The sequence below is a fragment of the Mycobacterium sp. IS-2888 genome, from assembly GCF_001954215.1.
Taxonomy (GTDB): Bacteria; Actinomycetota; Actinomycetes; order Mycobacteriales; family Mycobacteriaceae; genus Mycobacterium.
Map to the genome: position 1 here is coordinate 1 of NZ_MBET01000044.1, position 24,850 is coordinate 24,850.

The following is a 24,850-nucleotide window of genomic DNA, read 5'->3' on the forward strand; positions in this document are numbered from 1 at the left end:
TGCCGAAGCGCAGGCACTCCAGCTCGAGGACGGGTTGCTTGCCCAGGAAGTGGTCCCCCCCCCCGGCCGGGTCTTCGAGGGCTTCGTCCGCAAACCGGTCGAGCGGCCCGCGCATCGCTGGGTCGTGGTGGAGCCCGATCGGCCCGCGGGCGCCGGGTCGTCCGGTCAGGTTGAGTTGCAGGGGCAGGAACCGGCAGCATAGGGGTATGACGTGGGCCGACGAGGTGCTCGACGGGCATCCCTTTGTCGTAGCCCATAGGGGGGCGTCGGCCGCTCGTCCCGAACACACGCTGGCCGCATACGATCTCGCGCTCAAGGAAGGCGCCGACGGCGTCGAATGCGATGTGCGGCTGACCCGCGACGGGCATCTTGTTTGCGTGCACGACCGTCGGCTGGATCGGACCTCGACCGGAGCGGGTCTGGTCAGCACGATGACCCTGGCCCAGTTACGCGAGCTCGAATACGGTGCGTGGCACGACAGCTGGCGTCCGGACGGCACGCACGGCGACACCAGCCTGCTGACGTTGGACACGCTCGTCGGCTTGGTTCTGGACTGGCACCGGCCGGTGAAGTTGTTCGTCGAGACCAAGCATCCGGTTCGTTATGGCTCGCTGGTGGAAAGCAAGTTGTTGGCGCTGCTGCACCGCTTCGGCATCGCCGCACCCGCCTCGGCCGACCGGTCCCGCGCGGTGGTGATGTCGTTTTCGGCGGCTGCGGTCTGGCGGATCCGGCGGGCCGCGCCGATGCTGCCCACGGTGCTGTTGGGAAAGACCGCCCGGTACCTCGCCAGCAGCGCGGCCACCGCGGTCGGGGCCACCGCCGTCGGCCCGTCGCTGGCGGCGTTGAAGGAGTATCCGCAACTCGTCGACCGCTCCATCGCCCAGGGCCGCGCGGTCTACTGCTGGAATGTCGACGACTACGAGGACATCGACTTCTGCCGGGAGGTCGGGGTGGCGTGGCTGGCCACGCACCACCCGGGCCGCACGAAGGCCTGGTTGCAGAACGCCCGCACCGACCGAGTCGGCGACTAGTCCGACCGGCGACGGTCGCTACTGCTGTCCCTGCAGCGCCTCGTCGGGCACCGGACGGTCGGCGGCCAGCGCGTCGAACAACTTGGCGGCCACGTCGTGGTTCCACACCACCACCGCCCCGGCGTCGCCGCTGCTGAACTGACCGATCGGGACGGTCACCGAGGTGATGGTCCCGTGCAGCGCCCACCCGAGCCGGGCAAGGTCCCACACTTGATCCCCCTGATCAACGGTCAGGGCGTCGGCGGCCGCGCGCGGCACCGAGTACCAGCGCACCGGATTCAGCCACACCGCGGGGCTGGACGCGCGGCGCAACAGCGCCGACATGAACTGCCGTTGGTTGACCATCCGGTCCAGGTCCGCCCGCGGTGTGGCGCGCGACCTGACGTACCCCAGCGCGTTGCGACCCTCCAGCTTCTGACAGCCGGCCGGCAGGTCGATGCCGGACAGCGGGTCGGTGATCGGCGCGACGGGGCACACGGTGATGCCGCCGAGCGCGTCGACCAGCGCGGCGAAGCCGCCGAACCCGATCTCGACGTAGTGGTTCAGGCGCAGGCCGGTGGCTTGCTCCACGGTTTGAGTCAGCAGGGGCGCCCCGCCCGTCGCGAACGCGGAGTTGATTTTGTCCTTGCCGTGGCCGGGGATCGGCACATACGAATCGCGCGGTATCGAGACCATCGTCGGCGGGGTGCTCGAGCCGAACGACGGCACATGCACCAGCAGGATGGTGTCGGTGCGACCGGCGCCGACGTCGCCGCCGGTGGACAGGTCCTGTTGCTGATCGGCGGTAAGGCCCTCGCGGCTGTCCGAGCCGACGAGCAGCCAGTTCGTCCCGCGCCCGGCCGCGGGCCGGTCGGTGTAGTCCGCGAGCACCGCCGCGCGGTGCAGAGTTTTGTCGAACCAGATGGCCCCGCCGATGAGGCCCGCGCCGGCCATCAGCGCGGCGATCAGCAGACCCAGTGCCACCCTCCGGCCCCAGCGGCGCTTGCCGCGCTTGCGGCGGGTCCGCGGCGCGACGGGACGCGGTGGGGGCTGGGATGGGTGCGGCGAGACGCGTTGCGGTACGGGGACATTGACACGGGAGACCGGCGCCGATACCCGGCGCTGTGGCACCGTCTCGGCGCTCGCGGGCGGCGGACCGCGGTGGATTAGCTGCGGTGGCTCGGGACGCGGCGGGCGCGGCGGGACCGGGTTTTCAGGCCGTCGACGTTTCGGGGAGCGGTCGCCGATCACCCAAATAACTTACCGGCGGGCGCGCAGCCCGTTGATGAACGGGCAGCCCATCAGCACCCGGATCGCCTGTCTCAGCCCGACCATGTCGTCCACCGGTTTGTGGAAGGGCAGCCGGACGTCATGGTCGCCGTCGTTGCCTTCGATGCGAAACCGCATGCCGTAGCGGTCCAGCCCGAGCGGCCGGACGCGGCCGCGGCGCAGCGGCGCCGGCAGCCGGGATACCAGCCGCGCGACCACGTCGCCGTGGGCCTTGTCCAGGTGCCACACCAAGCTCGACTCGACCTCGCAGAAGGGGTCGGGGCGAGCAGCCAGCAGGTCCGCCACGCTGATGGCCTCGGCCCCGGTCGCGTCGGTCACCACCACGGACGCGATCTCGAGTCGCAGCAGCGCGTATCGCTGCTCCGTGCCATCCGAAGGCATCGACCGGGGGGTGTCGATTTGCAGCAACGCCGGATCCGGACACTCGGTGGCGATCAGATCGAGCATCTTCGTCACCGCGCCCGGCGGGACCTGCTGCAGGCGGCCGCGGACCCACACCAGGGAGCGAACGGGTTCGCGCAGCGGTAGCGGCGCGTAGTCGGTCAGCTCGAGCAGCGCCTGCGCACCATCGACGCCGGCGGCCCCGCCGTCTCGGTCGGCCGGCAGCGCCACGGCGAAGGACCCGTCGTGCATGAGGTGGTGCACCGGTGTGGCGACCGGTTCCTCGCGCGCGTTCTCGTTTTCGATGGCCAGGAGCGCGCCGCCGGCGCGGGTGCAGGCGCTGCGGATGCGTTCGGCAGTCGTCGGCGCGGCGCTGGTCAGCGGTAACATCGTTCTCCAATCGAATTAGGCAAGCCTAAGTTAACTTAGATCACGGGGCGCCGCAAGCCTTGTTTGGCGGCGGCCGCCGTTAGGGTTGGAGCGTGGTCCGCATTGCCTATCTGGGTCCCGAAGGGACCTTCACCGAGGCGGCGCTGCTCCAGATGACGTCGGCGGGGCTGGTTCCCGACCAGGGGCCGGATGCCTTGCGCCGGTTGCCGATCGAGAGCACGCCGACCGCGCTGGACGCCGTCCGCAACGGCGACGCCGACTACGCGTGCGTGCCGATCGAGAACTCGATCGACGGGTCGGTGATGGCAACCCTGGACAGCCTCGCCATCGGTTCGCCGCTGCAGATTTTCGCCGAGACCACGCTGGACGTCGCGTTCAGCATCGTCGTCAAACCCGGGCGCAGCGCCGCCGACGTGCGGACGGTGGCCGCGTTCCCGGTGGCCGCGGCCCAGGTGCGGCAATGGCTCACCGCGCACCTGCCCAACACCGAACTGCGACCCGCCTACTCCAACGCCGATGCCGCGCGGCAGGTGGCCGAGGGCAACGCCGACGCCGGGGTGACCTCGCCGCTGGCCGCCGCGCATTGGGGGCTCGCGGCCCTGGCCGATGGTGTGGTCGACGAGCCCAACGCCCGCACCCGCTTCGTGCTGGCCGGACTGCCGGGGCCGCCGCCGGCCCGCACCGGCGCCGACCGGACGTCGGTGGTGCTGCGCGTCGACAACCAACCCGGGGCGCTGTTGGGCGCGCTCGCCGAATTCGGCATCCGCGGCATCGACCTCACCCGGATCGAATCCCGGCCGACCCGCACCGAGTTGGGCACCTACCTGTTCTTCGCCGACTGCGTCGGCCACGTCGACGACGACGCCGTCGCCGAGGCACTCAAGGCGCTGCACCGTCGTTGTGCCAACGTGCGATACCTGGGTTCGTGGCCGACGGGCGAGGCCGCCGGGGTGCTGCCGCCGCCGGCGGACGAGGCGTCACGCTGGCTGGCGCGGCTGCGGGCGGGCAAATCGGAGCCGGCCCAGGATGCGGCGTCGGGGTTTGCGCAATGAGCGGTCGTCTGGTGCTGGTGCGGCACGGCCAGTCCTACGGGAACGTCGAGCGCCGGCTGGACACCCGGCCGCCCGGCGCCGAGCTGACGCCGAAGGGTCGTGACCAGGCCCGGGCGTTCGCCCGCGGCTCCGGCCGGCCGGCGATGCTCACGCACTCGATCGCCACCCGGGCGTCGCAGACGGCCGCGGTGATCGGTGCCGCGCTCGACGTCGCCGCCCACGAGGTCGTCGGCATTCACGAGGTGCAGGTGGGGGAACTGGAAGACCGCAGCGATGACGACGCCGTCGCGGAATTCAACGCCATCTACGACCGGTGGCACCACGGCGAGCTCGACATACCCCTGCCCGGCGGCGAGTCCGGCAACGAGGTGTTGGACCGCTACGTGCCGGTGCTCACCGACCTGCGGATGCGCTACCTCGACGACGACGAGTGGGACGGCGACATCGTCGTCGTCAGCCACGGCGCGGCGATCCGGCTGGCCTCCGCGGTACTGGCGGGAGTGGACGGAAACTTCGCGCTGGACAACCACCTGGGCAACGCCGAGTCGGTGGTGTTGGCCCCGATCACCGATGGGCGGTGGAGTTGTGTGCGGTGGGGAACGCTGACGCCGCCGTTCTACCCACAACCCGCTGCCACGCCCGTTGCGGACGCGGTGCGGTCAGGCACCGACCCGATGGGCTGACGGGGCGATCAAACGGCCAGCGCGACCGAGTCGGCGGTGCAGCCGCAGCCCACGGCGTCGCAGTCGATGACGAACGCGTGCGGCAACAGCTCGGGACTGGCGCAGTCCGGCTCGGTGCACTCCGACCGGTGCAGCCAATGGCGAATGATGGTGCCGTGGCAGTGATCTAGTCCTGCCCGGCAGTCGCGGCAGTCCGTGTTCATGAGTGAGTTCATAGCACCCGGCGCGGACAAATCCGGGATGCCGCGCCCGTCAGGCCCAGCCCAGTTCGTGCAATCGGTCGTCGTCGATGCCGAAGTGGTGGGCGATTTCGTGGATGACCGTGATCGCAACCTCCTCGACGACCTCCTCGTCGGATTCACAGACGTCCAGCAGCGCCTCGCGGTAGATCGTGATGGCGTCCGGCAGCGCTCCGCCGTAGTCGGAGTCCCGCTCGGTCAACGCCACGCCTTCGTAGAGGCCGAGCAGTTCGGTGTCTTCGGGATGGCGGTCTTCGACGAGCACGACGACGTTGTCCATCGCTGCCGTCAACTCGGGCGGGATGAGGTCGAGCGCGTCGGAGACCAACTCGTCGAACCGCTGCGGATCCATCCGCACGGCCACCGGTTACCCCGCGGGTGGTGCGGCCGGCGCGGGCGGCGGTTCCGGTGCGGGCGCCGGTGGCGGTGCTCCGCCGTCCGCCGGGGGCGGCGGCCCTTCTGGAGGCGGTTGCGTGGCCGGAGCCTGTGACGCCGGCTCGCGGGGTGGGGTCACGACCGGCTGTTGCTGCGGAAGGTGCTGATTGTTCGGCGGGATGGCGTCCGGCGGCGAGCTGGGCTCCGGGGCCTGAACCGGAATCGGCGGCATCGTGAGCCGCTCCTCCGGGATGTCCGGCGGTGGGATCGGGGGCTGACCGTTGATCAGCAGCTGCCCCTTGGCGTGGTTCACCAGCGTGGCCCAGCCCCCGTTGCCCAGGCTGGCGCCGATGCTGCAGGCGACCTCACGGCTGCCCGCCTGCCAGCTGGGCAGCGACACAGTGGGGTAGATCAGCGTCAGGGTGGTGGTGCGCAACTTGACGGGCGCGAGGAAGGCGTCGGTCATCTTGGTGCAGGAGTCTTTGATGAAGCCATCCTGCTCGGGCTCGGCGGGCAGGGGACCGCGGAACCGCTCACCGAGGTTGACCGTGCCGGTGATCTCCATCGCGTGCGGCGCCGCGCAGTCGACGGGAACGTCGATGGGTTGGTTGGTCGCCGGGTCGATGCTCAGGCAGGTGCCGGCGGGCCAGACCTTGGACTGGTCGATGTCGGCGACCTTGCCCTTGAACGCGGCCTGTTGGTTGTTCAGCCCGGGCAGCTGCAGACCGCACAGCATGCGGCGCTCGCCGGCCTGACGCCACGCCCGGTCACCCGACCACAGCATGCTGACGATGAACTTGCCGTTGGGATCGAACTTGGGCCCGAGGTAGCGACGCGCGGCGGCCTCGCACTGTTCCTGGCTGATCTGCTGAATACGCGCGGGCGACGGCGGGGCCGCGTTGGGCCCGTACTCCGAGCCCGGGAACGTCCGCATGTCGACGGACTCGGCGACCTCGAACTTGTGGTCGTCCGCGCAGTTGACGATGCTCGCCGACTCCGGCGTGATGTCGGGCCACATCAGGCAGTCGCCGCTCTTGGCGCGGTTGAAGGCGGCGTCGCTCTTGGCCCCGGTGCTTGGCACCGGACCGCTGTCGAGGTAGCCGGCCAGCCGCCCCTGTCCGCCGCCGACCGGGATCGCGGTCACCAGCCCGGCGATCAGCAGGCCGCCGAGCGCGAAGAGGAGCAATGCCCGCCTGGTCGCGGTCGCCTGCAAGCCGCGCGGCCACGGGAACGCGGCCGCCGGCCGTCCCGCCTCCCCGGCTGCGGGGCCGGGCGGGGAAACTTCCGCTTCGGGGGTATCCAACATCGGCTCCATTCTGACAGGAGCCGCGGAGCCGCGTGACGGATGTGGCGCATGTGCGTCGTGTTATCGCCTGCGGCGGTGCTGCGCGACGCGGTCGCGCGGGCCAAAAGTAGTCTTCAGGCCGTGATCGAGCTGAAGCTGCTTCGCGAGGACCCCGACGCCGTACGCCGTTCCCAACTCAGCCGTGGCGAAGACCCGGCGCTGGTGGATGCCCTGCTGACGGCCGACGCGAATCGCCGGGCCGCGATTTCGAAGGGCGACGCCCTGCGCGCCGACCAGAAGGCCGTCAGCAAGGAGGTGGGCAGGGCGTCGGCCGAGGAGCGGCCGGCCAAGCTCGCGCGCGCGAAAGAACTCGCCGAACAGGTGAAGGCCGCCGAAACCGCCCAGAGCGAAGCCGAGGCGGAGTTCACGGCGGCACACATGGCGATCTCCAACGTCATCATCGATGGCGTCCCGGCGGGCGGGGAGGACGACTTCGCGACCCTCGACGTCGTCGGCGAACCCCGGGCGATCGAAAACCCCAGGGACCACCTGGAACTCGGTGAGGCACTGGGCCTCATCGACATGCAACGCGGCGCCAAGGTGTCCGGCTCGCGGTTCTACTTCCTGACCGGTCGGGGGGCGCTGTTACAGCTGGGCGTGCTGCAGCTGGCGCTGCGGCTGGCCGTCGACAACGGGTTCATCCCGATGATCCCTCCGGTGCTGGTGCGCCCAGAAGTGATGGCAGGCACCGGATTTCTGGGCGCCCATGCCGAGGAGGTGTATCGGGTGGAGGCCGACGACCTGTACCTGGTCGGCACCTCCGAGGTGCCGCTGGCCGGCTACCACGCCGACGAGATCCTGGATCTGTCCGGCGGGCCGCTGCGCTACGCGGGCTGGTCGTCGTGCTTCCGCCGCGAGGCCGGCAGCTACGGCAAGGACACCCGCGGCATCATCCGGGTGCATCAGTTCGACAAGGTGGAGGGCTTCGTCTACTGCGCACCCGCCGACGCCGAGGCGGAGCATCAACGGCTGCTGGGCTGGCAGCGCGAGCTGCTGGCGCTCATCGACGTGCCGTATCGGGTAATCGATGTCGCCGCGGGCGATCTCGGCTCGTCGGCGGCGCGCAAGTTCGACTGCGAGGCGTGGGTTCCCACGCAGGGCGCCTACCGCGAGCTGACGTCGACGTCGAACTGCACCACGTTTCAGGCGCGCCGGCTGGCCACCCGCTACCGCGACGACAACGGCAAGCCGCAGATCGCGGCGACCCTCAACGGCACGCTGGGCACCACCCGGTGGCTGGTCGCGATCCTGGAGAACCACCAGCAGCCCGACGGCAGCGTCCGCGTCCCCGACGCGCTGGTTCCCTTCGTCGGCACCGAGGTGTTGGAGCCCGTCGGCTAGTGGCGGGTCGCCACCACTGATCAAGCGCGGCGCGCGCCCGGGGTGTGTCCGAAGGCGCGCCGGTAGGTGTCGATGAAGGCGCTCGGTGTGGCCCACCCGCACTGCAGGGCCACCGAGGTCACGTCGTGGCGGTCGGCGAGCAGCATCAGCGCGTGTTGCAGGCGTAGTTGCGTGCGCCATTGCGGGAACGTCATGCCCAGCTCGTCGCTGAACAGGCGGCTCAGCGTGCGCTGACTGACGCCGATCCGACGGCCGATTTGCTGCAACGTCAGCGGCTCGGTCAGGTTGGCGGTGATCAGCGCGCACGCTTGGCGCAGGCGGCCGTCGACCGGTGTCGGAATCCACAGTGGCTCATGGATGTTCGAGTCCTGCACTTGATCGTGCAGCACGGCCAGCATCCGGTGGTGCTCGTCGGTGTCGGTGCCGTCGGTTTGCGAACACGCGATGATGAGTTCTCGCATCAACGGATTGACGGCGAGCACGGTCGGTGTTGCCGGACCGCCACGGTAGCGCTGCGGGTCGAGGGCGACGCCGTGGAATTGCGTCTGGCCGTGAAACTTGTGCTCGTGCCAGCAGCCCGCGGGTATCCAGATGGCGCGATTCACCGGCGTGATCCACGTTCCCGCGGGGGTGGTTACCGAGACCGCACCGGAGGACGGGTAGACGATCTGGTGCAGGGGATGACGGTGGCGCTCGATTCGCGCGCCGGGCGCGAGCGACTGCGACGACGTGGCCCTCCCGTGATGGCGGTTTTCCGACATAACTCGACAGAATATCGGAAGCCCGCAACCCCGGCGTCCGCCTAGCGTTCTGTGTATGGCAATGAATCTCCTTCACCGGCGCCGGTGTAGCTCGGCGGACTGGGCGAAGATGGTGGCCGACAAGTTGCTGCCCTGGTCGCTCGGCGACGTCGAATTAGGCTCGCGCACACTGGAAATCGGCCCAGGCTACGGCGCGACGACGCGCGCCCTCCTGGACCGGACCGACTCGCTGACCGCCGTCGAAGTCGACGGTTCGATGGCCGATGACCTGAACCGCCGCTATGGCGAACGGGCACGCATCATCCACGGCGACGGCACCAGCACCGGGCTGCCCGATGACCACTTCTCGTCGGTGGTGTGCTTCACGATGCTGCACCACGTGCCCAGCGCAAAGCTGCAAGATCAGCTGTTCGCCGAGGCGTTCCGGGTGCTGCAACCCGGGGGCATCTTCGCCGGCAGCGACGGCGTGCCGTCACTGACCTTCCGGCTGATCCACATCGCCGACACCTACAACCCGATCGCGCCGCCAGATCTCCGCCGGCGGCTTCGAGCGGCGGGATTCACCGACATCCGGGTCGACGCCAAGGGCGGCCGACAGAGATGGCGGGCGATCAAACCGCTCGCCGCGTAACGGGGGCCTAAGCGCTCACCGGCTCGCGGGCCTGCTCATGGCGGCGCTGGCGCTCGATGGTCGCGAAGTAGAAGGCGAACGCGAACGCGAAGCTGGTGAACAGGCTGGACACGAAGTACAGCCACGGGTGCCGCAGGCCCCGGCGATAGCCGTCGACAATGGTAAAAAGCGGCAGCAGAATGACATTCGCGATCGTGTAGTCCTGGCTGGCCGAGCTGGCGGCGGGGTTGGTGAACATCAACTTCATGTATTCGACCCAACTGCCGTGTTCGCCCCACAGCGGATTGGTCGATCCCCCGTGCGAGTATTCCTCCACGTAAGTGATGTTGAAATACCAACCGAGCCCGACCGACGCGATGCCGACGACGTAGTACACGATTTCCATCGGCGAGAAGACCGGGCCGGTGGCGGGGCGGGCGAAAACCTTTGAGTTGGCCCTGACGATCCAGACGATGACCGCCAGTCCAAGTACCGCGTGCGAGAGTAGCGAGACCATAGGCGAAGTCTCGCTCGTGTTCCGAAGTTTTGTCAATATTGACACAACGTGAAGGGGTACCTTACTGGCATGGTCCGGCCCGCTCAGACGGCGCGCAGCGAGCGCACGCGCGAAGCGCTGCGCCAGGCCGCCGTGGTCAGATTCCTGGCCCAGGGGGTCGAGGAAACGTCGGCCGAACAGATCGCGGCGGACGCCGGGGTGTCGCTGCGGACGTTCTATCGCCACTTCCGCTCCAAGCACGATCTGCTGTTTGCCGACTTCACCGGGCTGCACTGGTTTCGCGCCGCGCTCAACGACAGGCCGGCCGGCGAACCGATCATCGATTCGGTGCAGGCCGCTATCTTCGCGTTTCCGTATGACGTTGAAGCGGTTACCAAAATCGCCGCGCTGCGGGGCGGCGAGCTGGACCCGGGCCGCATCGTCCGGCACATCCAGGAAGTCCAGGCCGATTTCGCCGACGCCATCCAGGCGCAGCTGCAGCGCCGTGGCCGGACGGGGCGCGGGACGACGGACGAGCGGCTGCGCATCGCGGTGACCGCGCGCTGCATCGCAGCCGCCGTCTTCGGTGCGATGGAGGTCTGGATGCTCGGCGACGACCGGTCCCTGGGGGAACTAGCGCGGGTCTCCCACGCGGCGCTGGAATCGCTGCGCGCCGGCATCACTGACGCCTGGGCGCCCGACAAAGTTTCGTCATAATTGACAAAACATTGCGTCCGTGCCAGCCTGCGTGCGGAGGGACGGACATGACTGGATATGACGCGATAGTTATCGGCGCGGGGCACAACGGCCTGGCCGCGGCGGTGTTGCTGCAGAAGGCGGGCCTGCGGACCGTGTGCGTGGACCCCAAGCTGTACGCCGGTGGGATGGCCTCGACGGTGGAGCTGTTCGACGGGTATCAGTTCGAGATCGCGGGCTCGGTGCAATTCCCGACGGCTTCGGTGGTCGTCGAGGAACTCGGCCTGGACACCCTGCCGACCATCGACCTGGACGTGATGTCGGTGGCGGTGCGCGGAGTGGGCGACGACCCGCTGGTCCAGTACAGCGACCCGGTCAAGCTGTTCACTCACCTCAACGAGGTGCACGGGGCCGACGCGGTCAACGGCATGGCGGGGCTGATGGCCTGGAGCCAGGCGCCGACGCGGGCACTGGGCCGCTTCGACGCGGGTGCGCCGCCCAAGACCCTCGACGAGATGTATGCCTGCGCCACAAACGAATTCGAACGCTCGGCGATCGATGACATGCTGTTCGGTTCGGTTACCGACATCTTGGACCGCTATCTCCCCGATCGCGAGAAGCACGGCGCCCTGCGCGGCTCGATGACGGTGCTGGCCGTCAACACCCTCTACCGGGGGCCGTCGACACCGGGCAGCGCGGCGGCACTGGCCTTCGGGCTGGGCGTTCCCGACGGGAACACCATGCAGATGAAGAAGCTCCGCGGCGGCATCGGTGCGCTCACCGCGCACCTGTGCACACTGCTCGAGAGCCACGGCGGCGAAGTCCGGCTGCGCACCAAGGTGACCGAGATCGTAGTCGCCGACGGCCGCGTGAGCGGGGTGCGAACCGAGGCCGGGGAGACGCTCACGGCTCCGATCGTCGTCTCCGGCATCGCGCCCGACGTCACGATCAACGAACTGATCGATCCGGCCGCGCTGCCGGCCGACATCCGGGAACGCTATGCGCGCATCGATCACCGCGGCAGCTATCTGCAGATGCACTTCGCGCTCGACGAAGCCCCGGCGTTCAGCGCGCCGTACGAGGCCCTCAACGACCCGGCCATGCAGGCCTCGCTCGGTCTGTTCTGCACGCCGGAGGAAGTCCAGCGGCAGTGGGAGGATGCCCGGCGTGGGATCGTTCCGGCCGACCCGACGGTGGTGTTGCAGATCCCGTCGCAGAACGATCCGGACCTCGCGCCCGAGGGCAAGCACGCCGCATCGGCGTTCGCGATGTGGTTCCCCATCGAGGGCGGCGCCGACTATGGCAAGGCAAAGGTCGAAATGGGCCAGCGGGTGATAGACAAGATCACCCGGCTCGCACCGAATTTCGAACGCAGCATCATCCGGCACACCACGTTCACGCCCAGGCACATGGGCGTGATGTTCGGCGCCCCGGGCGGCGACTTCTGCCACGGGCTGCTGAATCCCAATCAGATCGGCCCGAACCGGCCCGGCCCGAAAGGCTTTCTCGGTCAGCCGATTCCGATCGAGGGACTGTACCTGGGCAGCGCGGGTTGCCATGGGGGGCCGGGAATCACGTTCATCCCGGGCTACAACGCCGCTCTCGCTGCGCTGGCCGACCGCTAGACGCTCGGCGAGCGTGTACTCAGTGCGAAAAAATCGGGGAAATCTCGCCGTGAGTGCACGCTCGGCGCGGGACTAACCGAAGTCGGCAAGCAACACGTCGAGCAGGGCGGTGAACTCGTCCGGTCGCGCCGGCGTGAACGCGGGGGCCGGCCAGGTCCCCGGGACGTCCAGGGTGATCAACGTCGACTTGAGTGGCCGATGTACGTCCAGCGGCAGCCAGCGACGAAAGTCCGAGCTGCCCCAGATGCGGAAACGCTGCATGAACATGCCCAGCGATTCGGCTTTGTATCCGCGGATCGTGTCCAACGCGATCACCTTGGAGGTGCCGGAGGGAAAGTGGTAGCGGCGCAACGTGATCGCCCTGCGGTCCAGCTGTACCAAGCCGTCGTCGTACGTCTCGCTCATGCCCGGGAGCTCCGCAGCTGATGACCCCGCGAGGTCAGGCACCGGCCGTCGTCCAGCCGCCACTGCCATCCGTGCAGGTTGCAGGTCAGCGTGTTGCCTTCCACCACACCGAATTTCGATAGGTCGGCCTTGAGATGCGGGCAGCGGCGCTGAATCTCCCAACCGTCCAGCGTGACCGAGGCGGAGTCGTCGTGGGTCTCGGCGAACCAGCCGTCGGCGTAGGCGATCCGTTCGTCGGTAAGGCACTTAAAGAACGTGTACAGGTATTCGTTGTAACCGCCGACCCGCCACGCGGTGAAACGGGTCGACAGGAAGATGGTGTTGACCCAGTCCGGCTCGCGGTCGCGCAGCACGGTGCGCACCAGCTCGGGCGCGATCGCGAAACCATAGCGGACCTTTTCGTCGGGAATCCGTTCGCGCACAGCTCGTTTCGGAAAGTCGAGGATCACGGTCTCCGGGCCTATCACCAATTCGACGGGGTAGCCGATGCCGTCGCAGATTTCGTCGCTTTGCAGCATGATCGGCTCGAACAGCGCGCGCAACCCTTCCAGCAGTGGCTCGCCGGTGGCGGGGGCCCAGCTCGCCCGCTCGGCTGCCAGGACCGGCGCCATCCGGTCGGCGTAGTCGGCGATGTAGGCCGCCTTGCCGGTGGTGAAGATGGCCTCCACGTCGGCGGTGGGTAGCGGGTGGCGCAGCGAATTCAGTTCCGTGCCGGTGAAGTCCGCGGTCGATCCGGGAATCATCAGCAGGCCGCCCTCGTGCCCGTGGCTGCGCAGCTGGTCGAGGAACACCATTTGATCGGGGAAGATGTTGGCCGGATCGCCGTGATCGTCGTTGAGGTGGCGCAGCTCCGGGTCCAGAAAGCACGGCGGCCCCGCCGACGGCACCACCCAGGTCGCCCCCACCTGGGCGATGTATTGGCGGGCGCGGTCCATTTGGCGCTGCCGTTTCTGGGTGCCGAACGACTCCTTGGCGCGGGCCGGCATGTCGTACACCATCGGGTACCAGATCGCCCCCGAGTACTGCAGCAGGTGCACGTCGACGTGGCCGAACTCGGAGGTCAGCACATCCAAATCCACCGGCCGCGCATCGTTCATGTTGAAAACCGTTGTGGCGCCGTCGGAAACCACCAGCGCCGAATCGCCGATCGGGCCGTCCGCCGGTGCGCGCAGGGCGATGACCATGACGTCGAGGTCACCCTTGGGGCCGCTGATCCGATGTTTGACCGAGTCGGTGGTCTCGAAGAATCGGTGAAAGCCCAACTCCTGCAGCGCATTCCGAAGGTCGGGCACCGGGTAGTCGGGCAACAGCACCATGGCGTCTTTGTTGACGTGTGCGCTGAGGTGTTTCGCGTCGAAGTGGTCCTTGTGCAGGTGTGACACGTAGAGGTAGTCGCAGTCGCCGAGCGTGTCCCAGTCCAGTGCGCTGTTGTCCGGGAAGGGGAACCAGGATGCGAAGTAGGCCGGATTCACCCAGGGGTCACACAGGATGCTGCCCGCATGGGTCTGGATCAGAAATCCGGCGTGACCTACGCTCGTGACCTGCACAAATGCCTTTCTCAGGGTTCTTGGGATCGTCCCAAGTTTAGCGTGGGGCGGCTGCCGCAGCCCGGCACACAGCAGGGAGCATTACGCTGAATGGCTGTGGAACCGGTATACGGGACTGTCATCCAGCTTGCCCGGTTGGTCTGGCGCATCCAGGGCCTGAAGATCACCGTGTCCGGGGTCGAGAATCTGCCGACCAGCGGCGGGGCGGTCGTCGCGATCAACCACACCGGCTACCTCGACTTCACCTTCGCCGGTTTGCCCGCCTACAAGCAGGGCCTGGGCCGCAAAGTGCGGTTCATGGCCAAGCAGGAGGTCTTCGACCACAAGATCACCGGGCCGATCATGCGCAGCCTGCGGCACATCTCGGTGGACCGGCTGGACGGGGCAGCGTCGTACGAAGCCGCCGTCCGGATGCTGAAGGACGGCGAGCTGGTCGGGGTGTACCCCGAGGCCACGATCAGCCGCAGTTTCGAGATCAAGGAGTTCAAGTCGGGTGCCACCCGGATGGCGGTCGAGGCGGGCGTGCCGATCGTTCCGCACATCGTCTGGGGTGCGCAACGGATCTGGACCAAGGGCCATCCCAAGAAACTGCTCCGCCCGAAGGTGCCGATCACGGTGCTGGTCGGCGAGCCGATCGCACCGACACTGGCGATCGAGGACCTGAAGGGCCTGCTGCACTCGCGCATGCAACACCTGCTGGAACGGGCGCAGGAACAATATGGGCCGCATCCCGCCGGGGAGTTCTGGGTGCCGCACCGGCTGGGCGGTGGCGCTCCGTCGTTGGCCGAGGCGTCCCGCATCGAGGCCGAGGAGGCGGCCGCGCGCGCGGCCCGTCGCGCCCAGGCCGCAGGAGCGTCGGAGTCGTAATCGATGGTGGAGCCGACCTTCCGCACGCTCGAGATCATGGCGCAGCTGGTCGTGATGGCGACCGGCACGCAGATCACCTACCGCGGCGAGGAGAACATTCCCGCCCGCGGCGGCGCGGTGGTGGCCATCAATCACACCAGCTACGTCGACTTTCTGCCGGCCGCGCTGGCCATGCACCGCCGCGGCCGTCGACTGCGGTTCATGATCAAGGCGGAAATGCAACGGGTGAAGGTCGTCAACTTCCTGATCAAGCACACGAAGACCATCCCGGTGGATCGAGACGCCGGCGCCGCCGCCTATGCGGTGGCCGTACAGCGACTCCGTGAGGGGGAGCTGGTCGGGGTCTACCCCGAGGCCACCATCAGCCGAAGCTTCGAGCTCAAGGAATTCAAGACCGGCGCCGCCCGCATGGCCCTCGAAGCCGATGTCCCGATCGTTCCCGTGATCGTCTGGGGCGCGCAGCGGATCTGGACCAAGGACCACCCACGACACATCGGCCGCAACAAGGTGCCGGTCATCGTGCAGGTGGGCCCGCCGCTGCGAGCCGCCGACGATATGGCGGGAACCAACGCTGCGCTACGCGAGTCGATGAGCGCGCTGCTGGAGCGAGCCCAGGCGGGATATCCGCGTCCGCCGGGCGCCTATTGGGTGCCGCGCCGGCTGGGCGGCGGCGCACCGACGTTGGCCGAGGCTGCTCAGATCGAAGCCGACGAGGCCGCGGCCCGACTGGCCGACAAGGCCGCAAACCATACCCCGCATCGATCGCGGTAGGGCGAAGGAGAAGGACATGGCAAACGCCTTTTACCGGTTCGGCGAGTTGATCGTCCCACCGGTGGTCGCAATGCAGGGAACCAAATTCACCTACCGCGGCCTGGAGAACATCCCGCAGCGCGGCGGCGCGATACTCGCCCAGAACCACACCAGCTATCTGGACTGGCTTCCGACGATGCTGGCCGTAAAGGAACGCGGCCGTCGCATGTACTTCATGATCAAGGCCGAGATGGGCGAGGTGAAGTCGGTCAACTACGTGATCAAGCACGCCCGCCTCATCCCGGTGGACCGCCGGAGCGGACACGGCGCTTTCGACGTCGCCGTGCAGCGGCTGCGCGAGGGCGAACTCATCGGTATGCACCCCGAGGCGACCATCAGCCGCAGCTTCGAGCTCAGGGAATTCAAGACCGGTGCCGCGCGGATGGCGCTGGACGCCCAGGCGCCAATCCTTCCCGTGGTCGTGTGGGGCGCGCATCGGATTTGGCCCAAGGACCATCCAAAGAAGGTGTGGCGCAACAAGGTTCCGATCACCGTGGCGATCGGCCGGCCGTTACCGCCCCGCGGCACCCCGGAGCAAATCAACGTCGCGCTGCGCACCGCGATGAACGAGTTGCTCTATCAAGTGCAGGAGGAGTATCCGCACCCCGAGGGCGAGTACTGGGTTCCGCGGCGCCTCGGCGGCAGCGCGCCCAGCCGGGAAGATTCCCAGGCCATCCGGCTGTCCGAATTGCAGGAGCGGATCAAGCGGCACGGAACTGATGGCGTGACCCGTCCGGGGCAATCCCAAAGCGGATTGCATTGACCGACCCGATATTGCCGGCGCTCATCGCATGCGACGTCGACGGCACCTTGTTCGACGGAAACGAAACCATCTCCCCGCGCACCCGCGCTGCGATCCGCGCCGCGGTGGCCGCGGGCGCTCAGTTCGTCGTCGCGACCGGCCGCCCCCCGCGCTGGATACGCCCGGTCGTCGACGCCCTCGGGTTCGCGCCAATGGCGGTGTGTGCCAACGGCGCCGTCGTCTACGACCCCGAGTCCGACCGGGTGGTGTCCGCACGCACGCTGTCGGTCGACACCCTGGCCGAGTTGGCCGAAATCGCGACCCGCTCGATCCCGGGCGCGGGCCTGGCCGTCGAGCGGATCGGCGAACGCGCGCATGACACCGCGACGCCTCAGTTCATCAGCTCGCCGGGCTACGAGCATGCGTGGCTGAACCCGGACAACACCGAGGTGTCGATCCAGGACCTGCTCAGCGCGCCGGCGATCAAGCTGCTGATCCGCAAGGCCGGTGCCCGCAGCGAGGACATGGCCGCCGAACTGACCAAGCACGTCGGGATCGAGGGCGACATCACCTTTTCCACCAACAACGGGCTGGTGGAGGTCGTCCCGCTGGGGATCAGCAAGGCCACCGGCGTGGAGGAGGTCGCCAAACCGCTGGGCATCGCCGATCACGAGGTGGTGGCCTTCGGCGACATGCCCAACGACGTGCCCCTGCTGCGGTGGGCGGGCCGCGGCGTGGCGATGGGGAATGCGCATCCGGACGTGCGAGCCGCCGCCGATGAGGTCACCGCAACCAACGACGACGACGGCGTCGCGCGGGTGCTGGAACGCTGGTGGCACTAGCGACCGACGGGCCAGGGAAGTTCACTGCCCGCACGGGTAGCAAATGTGGCAGACTGCCCGCGTGCCCGCGGATCAAAAGCCGCCCAACGGCGGCGAGCCCGACGGCGATAAGCCCGCGCCGGTCGAGCCACCCGAGGGCGACGACGCCGGCTCGGAGGTAGACGACTCCGAGCAGTTCCCGTCCGGCGGCAGCATGGAGTTCCAGGACGCGGCCACGACCAAGCCGCGGCCCGCAACGCCCGCCGAATTGCGCGCGCGGGAGAAGTTCGCCAAAAAACAGCAGGAGGCCGAGGAGGCGCGACTCGAAGCGGAAGCTAAGCGGCGCCGGCAGCGCCGGGTGCTGATGGGTTCCGCGGCCGCCGTGGGCGTGGTGGGAGTCGTTGCGGCTCTGGGGTATTGGGCGTTGTCGGCGCCCACCGTGACCGCCCAATGCGTCCGGGACGACCCGAACGGCCAGCCGGTGATCGTGCCGGACAGTTACTGCACCGATCACACGGCGGGCCTCAACGGTTTCTTCTTCTACGGCGGACACCAGTACCGCTACTACTACGGCAGCTCGGGACCGGTGGGCTCGCGCCCGATCGGCGGGACGACGAGCGCGCCCAAGGGCGCAACGATCAAGACCAAGTCGGGCTCCACCATTTCCCGTGGCGGGCTGGGCGGCAAGCTCGGCGGCGGCAAGGGCAGCGGTTCGTGAAGCGCGGCAGGGAAAAGCCGCGGCCGAACTGGCGGTCGATCGTCGAATCGCAGGGGCTGGTGTACGGAACGCCAGCACGCGACGCCCGCGGCGCGGACCGCCCGTATTGGGACGAGTCGGTGTACTACGAATTCGACATGGACGAGATCCTCGCGCTGGAAGCCGACGTCGAGCTGCTGCACTCGATGTGCCTGAACGCCGTCGAGCAGGTGGTGCTGATGGAGCGGTACGCGGATTTCGGCCTGCCGGAATGGAGTTGGCAGCCGATCGCCGAATCGTGGCGCCGTTCCGACCCCCATGTGTACGGGCGCTTCGACCTGCGCTACGACGGGAGACGCCCGGCGGTGCTGCTCGAGTACAACGCCGATACACCCACGACGCTGCTGGAAGCCGCCATCCTGCAGTGGTATTGGCTGAAGGACAAGTTCCCCGGCGACGACCAGTGGAACTCGCTGCACGAACAGCTGGTCGCCCGCTGGAAGCAGTTGCGGGACCTGCTGCCCAACAACGAGCTGCACTTGAGTTGGTCCGGGGTGGAGGCCACCGGCGAAGACCAGATCACGACCACCTACATGCAGGAAACCGCGGCCGAGGCGGGCTTTTCGACCGTCGGCTTGATGATCGAGGACCTGGGTTGGGACTCCGCCCTGCAGCGTTTCGTCGACCTGGAAGAGGATCCGATCCACGCGATCTTCAAGCTCTACCCGTGGGAATGGGTGCTCGACGACGAGTTTGGCCACAACGTCGTGTCGAGTCTGCCGCAGACGATGTGGATCGAGCCGCTGTGGAAGACGCTGCTGTCGAACAAGGCGATCCTGGCGATGTTGTGGGAGATGTATCCGGGCCACCCGAACCTTTTACCCGCATACATCGACGACCCGCACGAGCTCACCGAGTACGTCCGCAAGCCCAAGCTCGGCCGCGAGGGAGCGAACGTCACCGTCGTAGGCGCGGGATTGGAGACCGCCACCGGCGGGGTCTATGGCGAAGAGGGGTTCGTTTACCAATTGCTGGACCCGCTGCCGGAGTTCGACGACATGCGGCCCGCGCTGGGTGCCTGGATCGTCGGCGATTCGGCGGCCGGACTGGGCATCCGCGAGACCGGCGGACTGATCACCGACGACGGCGCAGCCTTCGTCCCGCATCGAATCCTGCAGAAATGAACGGAGTTGATCATCGATGACAACAATCGCCGCGCTGAATTCGAGCTACTGGGATGCGGGCTACATGAGCGTGCTCGGCCGCGGTGCCGGGGCGATCTTCTTGTACGCGATCGTCGGCTTGGTGCTGATGATGATCGGGTTCTATGCGATCGACCTCACCACACCGGGACCGCTGCGCAAGATGGTGGACGGGGGAAAACCGAACGCCATCATCGTCGCGGCGGCCGGAATGGTCAGCATGGCGCTCATCGTCGTGCTGGCCATCTACTCGTCGTCGGGAAAGCTGCTCGAGGGGCTGGTGGGCTCGGCGGTCTTCGGGATCGTGGGGATCGTGGCGCAGGTGGTGATGATGCGGATCGCGGCGATGGTGATCGGGATCGACATGGACGCATTGTTCGCCTCCGAGGAGTTCAACTACGAGGCGCTGATGGTGGCCGCGGCTCAGTTCGCGCTGGGCATCGTGGTTGCCGTCGCGATTCTCTAACGCTAGCGGGCTGGCTTGTCGCGCAGCGACTTCGGCGGGATCGTGGCTCCGACGAGCGCGTCGGCGTCGATGGTGCGGGGTCGGTAGGCCAGCGACGGCAATCTGGCAGACATCACGGCGACGGGATCCTCGCAGACGTGGTCCAGCCCCGATAGGAATGCCCACTCGTGCTCGTCGCTACCGAAATATACGACGGTGTCGAATGTTTCGTGAAAGCGCCGCCACGACGCGTGCAGCGACTGGTTCCGCCACAGCGTCGGGCAGCCGGCCTGGCCGATGACGACGCGGCCGATCTTGCGGCATCGTGCCAGGAAGTCGGCGTCATACAGCCGGTTGTGCTGCGCGGGCGCCGTTCGCTCGTCGGGAAGGTCGACGACCACGATGTCGTACGGCGTACCGCACCGGGCGACGAAGTCCCAGCCGTCGCCGTAATGCATCGCGACCGGGCCGAGTCCGCTTTCCGCCCTCCGCAGTTCGTCCACCGTGTAGCCGTAGGGCAGATGCGCCGCGCATAGCCGGACCGCTTCGCGATCGATGTCGACGTGGTCGACGTGCGTCGCCCCGGCGGCGACGGCCAGCTGGCTGACCACCCCCTCGCCGGAGCCGATGACGAGTACCCGCTCGATGCGGGCCGCCAGCAGCAGCGCCGGCACCAGCAGCGCCTCGTGGTAGACGAGCTGACTGAGCTCGGTGCTCTGCCGCTCGCCGTCGGCGAATAGGGTGACGCCCTGTTCCGTGCGTCCGATCACCAGATGCTGAAACTCGGTGCGCACGTCGCAGCGGACATCCGACAGGCGCCAGTTTCGGGTGAGCCCCGGGGCCAGCGGCTCGATGATTTCGCGGCCGGGTAAACCTTCCTCAGGCGCATTCACGAAATAGGTTGGCAGCGGCGGGAATCCGTTGAAGGCAACCGACGCGTAGCTCGCGGTATACGCGCCGGCGTCGTCGATCTCGACTCGGTCGCCGGGCCGCAGCGTGACGGGAAGCGGGTAGTGCCGGTAGAGCACGTCGTCGCCGTCGCACGTCGGTCCCGCGACCACGGCGTCATCGAGCGGATCGCCGTCGCGGCCGGTCCGCAGGCGATACCGGATGTACTCGTTCTCGGTTTCGGCCAGACCCCCGTAACGGCCGACGTCGAGGTAGACCCAGCGCCGGTCGTCGGTACCGGTCCGGACCGCTGCCACCTCGCACCGGATCGTGCCGGCGGAACCCACCAGCGCCCGTCCCGGTTCGACCACGAGCCGCGGCGGATCGGCGCCGAAGTGGCGTGCCAGGGCCGACATCAAGGCCTCGGCGAACGTCTCGAGGGGCGGCGCGCCGGCCGCATACGCGACGGGGAACCCGCCCCCCACGTTGACCGTCGTGAGATCGCCCACCGCATCGAATACCGTTGCGGCGGCGCGTATTCCGAGCTCCCATGCGGCGGGGTCGAGCTGTTGCGAGCCGACGTGGAACGATACGCCGTCGGGTCGCAGCCCAAGGCGGCGGGCGCCATCGAGCAACTCCGCGGCCTGCGCGGGTGTGCAGCCGAACTTGTGGCCGAACGGCGTCACCGACGACGGGAAGCCCGGCCCAATGCGGCATTCCACCGCCGCCCCGGGGGCGTGGGCGGCGATCGTCGTCAGACCGTGCTCGGTGTCGAACGCAAACCGCCGAACCCCGCGCGTGTGGGCCCGAGCCAGCTCCGCGGGTTTTTGGATGGTGTTGCCGAAGCTCAGTAGGCTCCCGTCGATTCCGGCGTCGACGCACGCGTCGACCTCGCCGATGGAGGCGACGTCGAACGCGGCGCCCTCGCCGGCGAGCAGAAGCAGGATCGGCTCGGCGGGGTTCGCCTTCACCGCGTAGCGGATCCGCGCGTCGGGCAACAACGTCCGCAGTGTCCGGAAGTTCCTTCGCACCCGGTCGAGATCGATCGTCAAATACGGCGTCTCGGGCACAGCTCGCAGACTAATGCTCCGCGCACGCGGGGGAAAACCTGGCCTAGGCGGACGCCGGGTGCGCCGGCAGCGAGAAGTGTTCCGGCGGCACCGTCGGGCCGCTCGGCGGCTCGGTCGACAGCGGCGTGGTGATGCCGTCCGCGACCTCGGTGATGTCTCCGGTGAGGCGGTCGAAGTTCAAGGTGCCATGCTGGAAGTTCTGTGTAACCCGCAGGGGCTCTTGGATTTCCGCGCTCGTCGGCAATCCCAGCGGGCCGCGCTCGAAGCTCAGCGAGGCCCACGCCTCGTAGATCGCGCCGGTGACCGGCTGCGCACCCGTCTCGGGTGACCAGTACATTGCGCCCCTGGCGAAGGTGGCGTAGCGGGCGTCACCCTCGGCGCTGTCTTCCGGCGACGTCGGCGCGCCGAGAACGCTGTTCATGCCGCCGATGGCCTGCCAGTGCTCGTAGATGGCGCCACCCTGCAGCGCCTTGATCAACTCCTCGGGCGGATCGTTGAAATGCGATGCGATGTCCCGGATTTCGTCCATCAGCGCGTAGGCGGCGTTGCCCGGGCAGTCGGTGTTGCCGACGTCGCGGTGGGTGAAGATGGTGGGCAGCGTCGCGACGGCCCCGGCCGGATAGGTGGTGTAGTGGCTGCCCGCCGACTCGAGCGCCACGGTGCCTTTGGGGTCGACGTCGTCCAGACCCAGCCGCCAGCCCAGGAGCCGCCCCACGGTCCGCAGCTGCACCGGCGTCGGCGGTACGTCGTCGAAGTTGCCGATCATGGCCACACCCCAGGTGTTGCGGTTGAATCCGCCGGTGTGGAAGGCCTCGACGGCCTTGGTCAGTCCGCCGGCGCTGCCCTCGAACACCTGGCCGTATTTGTCCACCAACGCGTTGTAGGCGATGTCGCACCACCCCAGCGTCTTGCTGTGGTAGGTGTAGATGGCCTTGACGATCCCGGCCGATTCCAGCGGCGAGTAGTCGTTGCTGCCCGCGGTGTGGTGGATGACAGCGGCGCGAATCCCGTTGTCGTACTGGGGACTACCGCACCGCAGCGATTCGTCTGCGCCCCAGTCGGCCCGGCTGATGATGGGCGGTGCCTGCCCCGGCATCACGACCCCGGACGGCGGCGTCCACTGCGTGTGGGCCGGCGCCTGCGGCGGAGAGATGAGGATCGCGGAGATGTTCTGGCCGAACGGCTGTTCCCTGGACGCCGGCTTGTATCCGAGGTCGTTTGACGCCGGCGGGTCGTTCGGCGGCGGCGGCCGGGTCACCGCCGCATCGAGGGGGCGGGTGACCGCGATCTGGACCGTGGTGGTGGTGCCGACGAACACCGGATCCGTGCTGCGGGGGCCTTCGGTCGGGCCGGCCGGCGGCGGCGACCCGGCGGATCCCGCGGCACCGCCGTCGTCGGGCGCGGCGGTCTCGTACTCGGTCTGATACCAAGGCCCCCACGACCCGTCGGGCCGCTTTGCCCGCACCCGCGTCGAGGTGCCGGCCAGGTCGCCGGTCAGCGCGACCAACGAGAAGGGCTGGTCCTGGCTGACTTCGCGGACCGTGACACCGGCCCCGAGCCCGATCAGTGGCTGCTCGCTCAGCTGGGTGTCGTGGGGCGGGGGCGTGGCGTGGACGCCGCGATCGTGGGTCGCGTCCGCCACCGCCGAGACGATGACGACCGTCGCCGCGATGGCGGTGAGCAGCATCGTTGGCGCGCGACTACGAGACGACACCAGCTGATGTTACGTGTGTGTCTATTGTTATTTGTGAGGCGACACGAGTGTATGCGTGTGAAACCTCACGAAAACCTGTTCGACGGCACCGCAGAGGTGTTGTCGCCGGGCGGGTGGCTAGCTCCCGAATCCGTGCGTGACTCTGCGGTGCCGTCAGGTGACAGGTCCCCCGAAGCTCTAGACCGGAGGCAACGCCGGCGCGGCGGCCGGCAGGGCACCGGCGGCCGCCGGCAGGGCACCGGCCGCGGCACCCGGCAGGGCACCCGCGGCACCCGGCAGGGCACCCGCGGCACCCGGCAGGGCGCTCGCCGCACCCGGCAGGGCACTCGCCGCACCCGGCAGGGCACTGGCCGCACCCGGCAGGGCGCCGGCGGCGGCCGCTGGCGCGCCCGCGCCACCGTGGACACCCTGCATGATCGCGGGCATCACCAGGCCCTTGAGCAGGTCGATGGCCTGGCCGGCGCCCAGCTGGTTGGCGGCCTGCATCACGTCGTTGACGAGCCCGCCACCGCCGCTGCTGCTACCGCCGCTGGTGCCGCCACCACCGAGGCCGCCCGTCCCGATCGGCGAGGCGCCGCCCAATGTCGACGGGTCACCAAGGATCGGGTAGGTGCCGTCGGCGCCCGGGTCCAATCCGGCCGGCGCGGCGCCGATCGGCACCTCGCTGGGTGTGGTCCCGGTGCCGCCCAGGCCCGGCGCGACTCCAGTCGGGCTGGTCAGACCGGGGTTAGACAGCGCGGGGTTCATCCCCGCGCCCGGCGTGGTCGGCAGCGCGCCCGGCCCGGTCAGCCCGGGCGTCCCGGGCGTCCCCGGCGTCGTGCCCGGGTTGGCCAGCCCCGGCGTGCCAAAACCCGGCGCGCCCAGGCCCGGCGTGGTCGGGCTCGGGGTACCCAGGCCCGGGGTACCAACGCCCGGGCTGGTCAGCGCAGGACTGGTCAGCCCAGGACTGGTCAGGCCGGGACTGGTCAGGCCCGGAGTTCCCAGCCCAGGGCTGGTGAGGCCCGGGCTGGTCAGGCCGGTGGTGGTGCCGCTGTTACCGCTCAACGCGGGCACCGGCGGCAGGTTGATCCCGAACTGCGACAGGCCCTGCGACAGCGCGCCCATCAGCTCGCTGGGCAGGTCGCTCATGACCGCCGCTTGCTTGAATTCGCGGTGTTCGGGCTTGCTGCCCGCCGTCGATTCGTAAACCAGGAAGTATGCGCAAGGACTCGCGACTGCCAGGGCGGCGACCGCGCTCATGGCTGTCGAGAGCTTGCGTCGGCGTCGGTTCGGCACGGAAGTCTCCTCAATCTGGACTATGTGTTTCCTCGGCGTGTGCTGCCTGTCCTATCCGGCATGAACCACACAG

General features: G+C 68.5%; 25 protein-coding genes and 2 pseudogenes. 15 read left to right on the plus strand and 12 right to left on the minus strand.

Going from position 1 to position 24,850, the window contains the following annotated elements; all coding sequences use genetic code 11:
• Positions 1-202 (plus strand): annotated as a pseudogene (locus A5745_RS24880) (hypothetical protein); the annotation flags it as partial.
• 4 nt (positions 203-206) lie between these two features.
• Positions 207-1,031 (plus strand): glycerophosphodiester phosphodiesterase, encoded by an 825-nt coding sequence (locus A5745_RS07015; protein WP_076063055.1) that lies wholly within the window; start codon positions 207-209, stop codon positions 1,029-1,031.
• An 18-nt stretch (positions 1,032-1,049) separates the two neighbouring features.
• Here the strand turns inward: A5745_RS07015 and A5745_RS07020 are convergent, their stop codons facing one another.
• Together A5745_RS07020 and A5745_RS07025 are read right to left on the minus strand one after the other, a co-directional pair.
• Complete coding sequence (locus tag A5745_RS07020; RefSeq protein ID WP_076115577.1) at positions 1,050-2,261, minus strand: LCP family protein; 1,212 nt, start codon at positions 2,259-2,261, stop codon at positions 1,050-1,052.
• A gap of 9 nt (positions 2,262-2,270) precedes the next feature.
• Positions 2,271-3,071: a DUF2470 domain-containing protein gene (locus A5745_RS07025; RefSeq protein WP_076115578.1), complete on the minus strand. Its 801-nt coding sequence runs from the start codon at positions 3,069-3,071 to the stop codon at positions 2,271-2,273.
• Between the two features lie 92 nt (positions 3,072-3,163).
• Between A5745_RS07025 and pheA the strand changes: the two genes are divergently transcribed.
• Both pheA and A5745_RS07035 read left to right on the plus strand, forming a co-directional pair.
• On the plus strand, positions 3,164-4,123 hold the full coding sequence (pheA, locus tag A5745_RS07030) for a prephenate dehydratase (RefSeq protein ID WP_076115579.1): 960 nt from the start codon (positions 3,164-3,166) through the stop codon (positions 4,121-4,123).
• Positions 4,120-4,806, plus strand: coding sequence for a histidine phosphatase family protein (locus A5745_RS07035; protein ID WP_076115580.1), 687 nt, complete (start codon positions 4,120-4,122; stop codon positions 4,804-4,806). Before pheA ends, A5745_RS07035 begins: the two co-directional genes overlap by 4 nt.
• Positions 4,807-4,814: 8 nt before the next feature.
• On the opposite strand, the gene A5745_RS07040 is transcribed toward A5745_RS07035, so the two are convergent.
• The 3 genes and pseudogenes from A5745_RS07040 to A5745_RS07050 all read right to left on the minus strand — a co-directional run bounded on the left by A5745_RS07040 (position 4,815) and on the right by A5745_RS07050 (position 6,726).
• Positions 4,815-5,009, minus strand: coding sequence for a hypothetical protein (locus A5745_RS07040; protein WP_076063067.1), 195 nt, complete (start codon positions 5,007-5,009; stop codon positions 4,815-4,817).
• Positions 5,010-5,409 (minus strand): annotated as a pseudogene (locus A5745_RS07045) (metallopeptidase family protein); the annotation flags it as partial.
• 3 nt (positions 5,410-5,412) lie between these two features.
• Positions 5,413-6,726, minus strand: coding sequence for a septum formation family protein (locus tag A5745_RS07050; protein WP_175879777.1), 1,314 nt, complete (start codon positions 6,724-6,726; stop codon positions 5,413-5,415).
• Positions 6,727-6,846: 120 nt separating this feature from the next.
• On the opposite strand from A5745_RS07050, the gene serS reads away from it, so the two are divergent.
• Positions 6,847-8,106 (plus strand): serine--tRNA ligase, encoded by a 1,260-nt coding sequence (gene serS, locus A5745_RS07055; protein WP_076115592.1) that lies wholly within the window; start codon positions 6,847-6,849, stop codon positions 8,104-8,106.
• 20 nt (positions 8,107-8,126) lie between these two features.
• On the opposite strand, the gene A5745_RS07060 is transcribed toward serS, so the two are convergent.
• Positions 8,127-8,867, minus strand: a complete 741-nt coding sequence (locus A5745_RS07060; protein ID WP_076115583.1) for a helix-turn-helix domain-containing protein — start codon at positions 8,865-8,867, stop codon at positions 8,127-8,129.
• A 55-nt stretch (positions 8,868-8,922) separates the two neighbouring features.
• On the opposite strand from A5745_RS07060, the gene A5745_RS07065 reads away from it, so the two are divergent.
• The gene (locus tag A5745_RS07065) at positions 8,923-9,498 is read left to right on the plus strand and encodes a class I SAM-dependent methyltransferase (protein ID WP_076115584.1); all 576 of its coding nucleotides are present in this window, start codon (positions 8,923-8,925) and stop codon (positions 9,496-9,498) included.
• A 7-nt stretch (positions 9,499-9,505) separates the two neighbouring features.
• On the opposite strand, the gene A5745_RS07070 is transcribed toward A5745_RS07065, so the two are convergent.
• Entirely contained in the window at positions 9,506-9,994 is a 489-nt protein-coding gene (locus A5745_RS07070; RefSeq protein WP_076063076.1) for a DUF2834 domain-containing protein, read from the minus strand.
• 69 nt (positions 9,995-10,063) lie between these two features.
• On the opposite strand from A5745_RS07070, the gene A5745_RS07075 reads away from it, so the two are divergent.
• Together A5745_RS07075 and A5745_RS07080 are read left to right on the plus strand one after the other, a co-directional pair.
• Entirely contained in the window at positions 10,064-10,690 is a 627-nt protein-coding gene (locus tag A5745_RS07075; protein ID WP_076063077.1) for a TetR/AcrR family transcriptional regulator, read from the plus strand.
• A gap of 47 nt (positions 10,691-10,737) precedes the next feature.
• A complete protein-coding gene (locus A5745_RS07080; protein ID WP_076115585.1) occupies positions 10,738-12,294 on the plus strand; it encodes an NAD(P)/FAD-dependent oxidoreductase in 1,557 nt (518 codons plus the stop codon).
• 72 nt (positions 12,295-12,366) lie between these two features.
• Here the strand turns inward: A5745_RS07080 and A5745_RS07085 are convergent, their stop codons facing one another.
• Together A5745_RS07085 and A5745_RS07090 are read right to left on the minus strand one after the other, a co-directional pair.
• Positions 12,367-12,699, minus strand: a complete 333-nt coding sequence (locus A5745_RS07085; protein ID WP_076115586.1) for a hypothetical protein — start codon at positions 12,697-12,699, stop codon at positions 12,367-12,369.
• Positions 12,696-14,246 carry an MBL fold metallo-hydrolase gene (locus A5745_RS07090; protein WP_076063083.1) on the minus strand — a complete coding sequence of 517 codons (1,551 nt, stop codon included), beginning with the start codon at positions 14,244-14,246 and terminating at the stop codon, positions 12,696-12,698. The genes A5745_RS07085 and A5745_RS07090 overlap by 4 nt, the downstream gene beginning before the upstream one ends.
• A gap of 96 nt (positions 14,247-14,342) precedes the next feature.
• Between A5745_RS07090 and A5745_RS07095 the strand changes: the two genes are divergently transcribed.
• The 7 genes from A5745_RS07095 (at position 14,343) to A5745_RS07125 (ending at position 19,851) form a co-directional block, all read left to right on the plus strand.
• Positions 14,343-15,113 (plus strand): 1-acyl-sn-glycerol-3-phosphate acyltransferase, encoded by a 771-nt coding sequence (locus tag A5745_RS07095; protein ID WP_139329480.1) that lies wholly within the window; start codon positions 14,343-14,345, stop codon positions 15,111-15,113.
• A 3-nt stretch (positions 15,114-15,116) separates the two neighbouring features.
• Positions 15,117-15,884 carry a 1-acyl-sn-glycerol-3-phosphate acyltransferase gene (locus tag A5745_RS07100; RefSeq protein WP_076115587.1) on the plus strand — a complete coding sequence of 256 codons (768 nt, stop codon included), beginning with the start codon at positions 15,117-15,119 and terminating at the stop codon, positions 15,882-15,884.
• A gap of 16 nt (positions 15,885-15,900) precedes the next feature.
• Entirely contained in the window at positions 15,901-16,686 is a 786-nt protein-coding gene (locus A5745_RS07105; RefSeq protein ID WP_076063087.1) for a 1-acyl-sn-glycerol-3-phosphate acyltransferase, read from the plus strand.
• Positions 16,683-17,507 (plus strand): HAD family hydrolase, encoded by an 825-nt coding sequence (locus A5745_RS07110; protein ID WP_170874516.1) that lies wholly within the window; start codon positions 16,683-16,685, stop codon positions 17,505-17,507. The genes A5745_RS07105 and A5745_RS07110 overlap by 4 nt, the downstream gene beginning before the upstream one ends.
• Before the next feature lie 61 nt (positions 17,508-17,568).
• On the plus strand, positions 17,569-18,204 hold the full coding sequence (locus tag A5745_RS07115) for a hypothetical protein (RefSeq protein WP_240563081.1): 636 nt from the start codon (positions 17,569-17,571) through the stop codon (positions 18,202-18,204).
• Positions 18,201-19,367, plus strand: coding sequence for a glutathionylspermidine synthase family protein (locus A5745_RS07120; RefSeq protein WP_076063089.1), 1,167 nt, complete (start codon positions 18,201-18,203; stop codon positions 19,365-19,367). The genes A5745_RS07115 and A5745_RS07120 overlap by 4 nt, the downstream gene beginning before the upstream one ends.
• A 16-nt stretch (positions 19,368-19,383) precedes the next feature.
• A complete protein-coding gene (locus A5745_RS07125) occupies positions 19,384-19,851 on the plus strand; it encodes a DUF350 domain-containing protein (RefSeq protein WP_076063090.1) in 468 nt (155 codons plus the stop codon).
• 2 nt (positions 19,852-19,853) lie between these two features.
• On the opposite strand, the gene A5745_RS24980 is transcribed toward A5745_RS07125, so the two are convergent.
• From A5745_RS24980 to A5745_RS24245, 3 genes are all read right to left on the minus strand, one after another.
• Positions 19,854-21,788: an alanine racemase gene (locus A5745_RS24980; protein ID WP_254848510.1), complete on the minus strand. Its 1,935-nt coding sequence runs from the start codon at positions 21,786-21,788 to the stop codon at positions 19,854-19,856.
• A 43-nt stretch (positions 21,789-21,831) separates the two neighbouring features.
• Positions 21,832-23,502 (minus strand): LGFP repeat-containing protein, encoded by a 1,671-nt coding sequence (locus A5745_RS07145; protein WP_205866321.1) that lies wholly within the window; start codon positions 23,500-23,502, stop codon positions 21,832-21,834.
• Between the two features lie 177 nt (positions 23,503-23,679).
• Entirely contained in the window at positions 23,680-24,777 is a 1,098-nt protein-coding gene (locus A5745_RS24245) for a PirG (RefSeq protein ID WP_175879778.1), read from the minus strand.
• Between the last annotated feature and the right edge of the window lie 73 nt (positions 24,778-24,850).

Coding starts and splice junctions, on each gene's coding strand:
- A5745_RS07125 (WP_076063090.1), top strand. CDS start 19,384: ATGACAACAATCGCCGCGCTGAATTCGAGCTACTGGGATGCGGGCTAC.
- A5745_RS07075 (WP_076063077.1), top strand. CDS start 10,064: ATGGTCCGGCCCGCTCAGACGGCGCGCAGCGAGCGCACGCGCGAAGCG.
- A5745_RS07015 (WP_076063055.1), top strand. CDS start 207: ATGACGTGGGCCGACGAGGTGCTCGACGGGCATCCCTTTGTCGTAGCC.
- A5745_RS07060 (WP_076115583.1), bottom strand. CDS start 8,867: ATGTCGGAAAACCGCCATCACGGGAGGGCCACGTCGTCGCAGTCGCTC.
- A5745_RS07085 (WP_076115586.1), bottom strand. CDS start 12,699: ATGAGCGAGACGTACGACGACGGCTTGGTACAGCTGGACCGCAGGGCG.
- A5745_RS07040 (WP_076063067.1), bottom strand. CDS start 5,009: ATGAACACGGACTGCCGCGACTGCCGGGCAGGACTAGATCACTGCCAC.
- A5745_RS07065 (WP_076115584.1), top strand. CDS start 8,923: ATGGCAATGAATCTCCTTCACCGGCGCCGGTGTAGCTCGGCGGACTGG.
- A5745_RS07105 (WP_076063087.1), top strand. CDS start 15,901: ATGGCAAACGCCTTTTACCGGTTCGGCGAGTTGATCGTCCCACCGGTG.
- A5745_RS07025 (WP_076115578.1), bottom strand. CDS start 3,071: ATGTTACCGCTGACCAGCGCCGCGCCGACGACTGCCGAACGCATCCGC.
- A5745_RS07035 (WP_076115580.1), top strand. CDS start 4,120: ATGAGCGGTCGTCTGGTGCTGGTGCGGCACGGCCAGTCCTACGGGAAC.
- A5745_RS07070 (WP_076063076.1), bottom strand. CDS start 9,994: ATGGTCTCGCTACTCTCGCACGCGGTACTTGGACTGGCGGTCATCGTC.
- A5745_RS07100 (WP_076115587.1), top strand. CDS start 15,117: ATGGTGGAGCCGACCTTCCGCACGCTCGAGATCATGGCGCAGCTGGTC.
- A5745_RS07080 (WP_076115585.1), top strand. CDS start 10,738: ATGACTGGATATGACGCGATAGTTATCGGCGCGGGGCACAACGGCCTG.
- A5745_RS07050 (WP_175879777.1), bottom strand. CDS start 6,726: ATGTTGGATACCCCCGAAGCGGAAGTTTCCCCGCCCGGCCCCGCAGCC.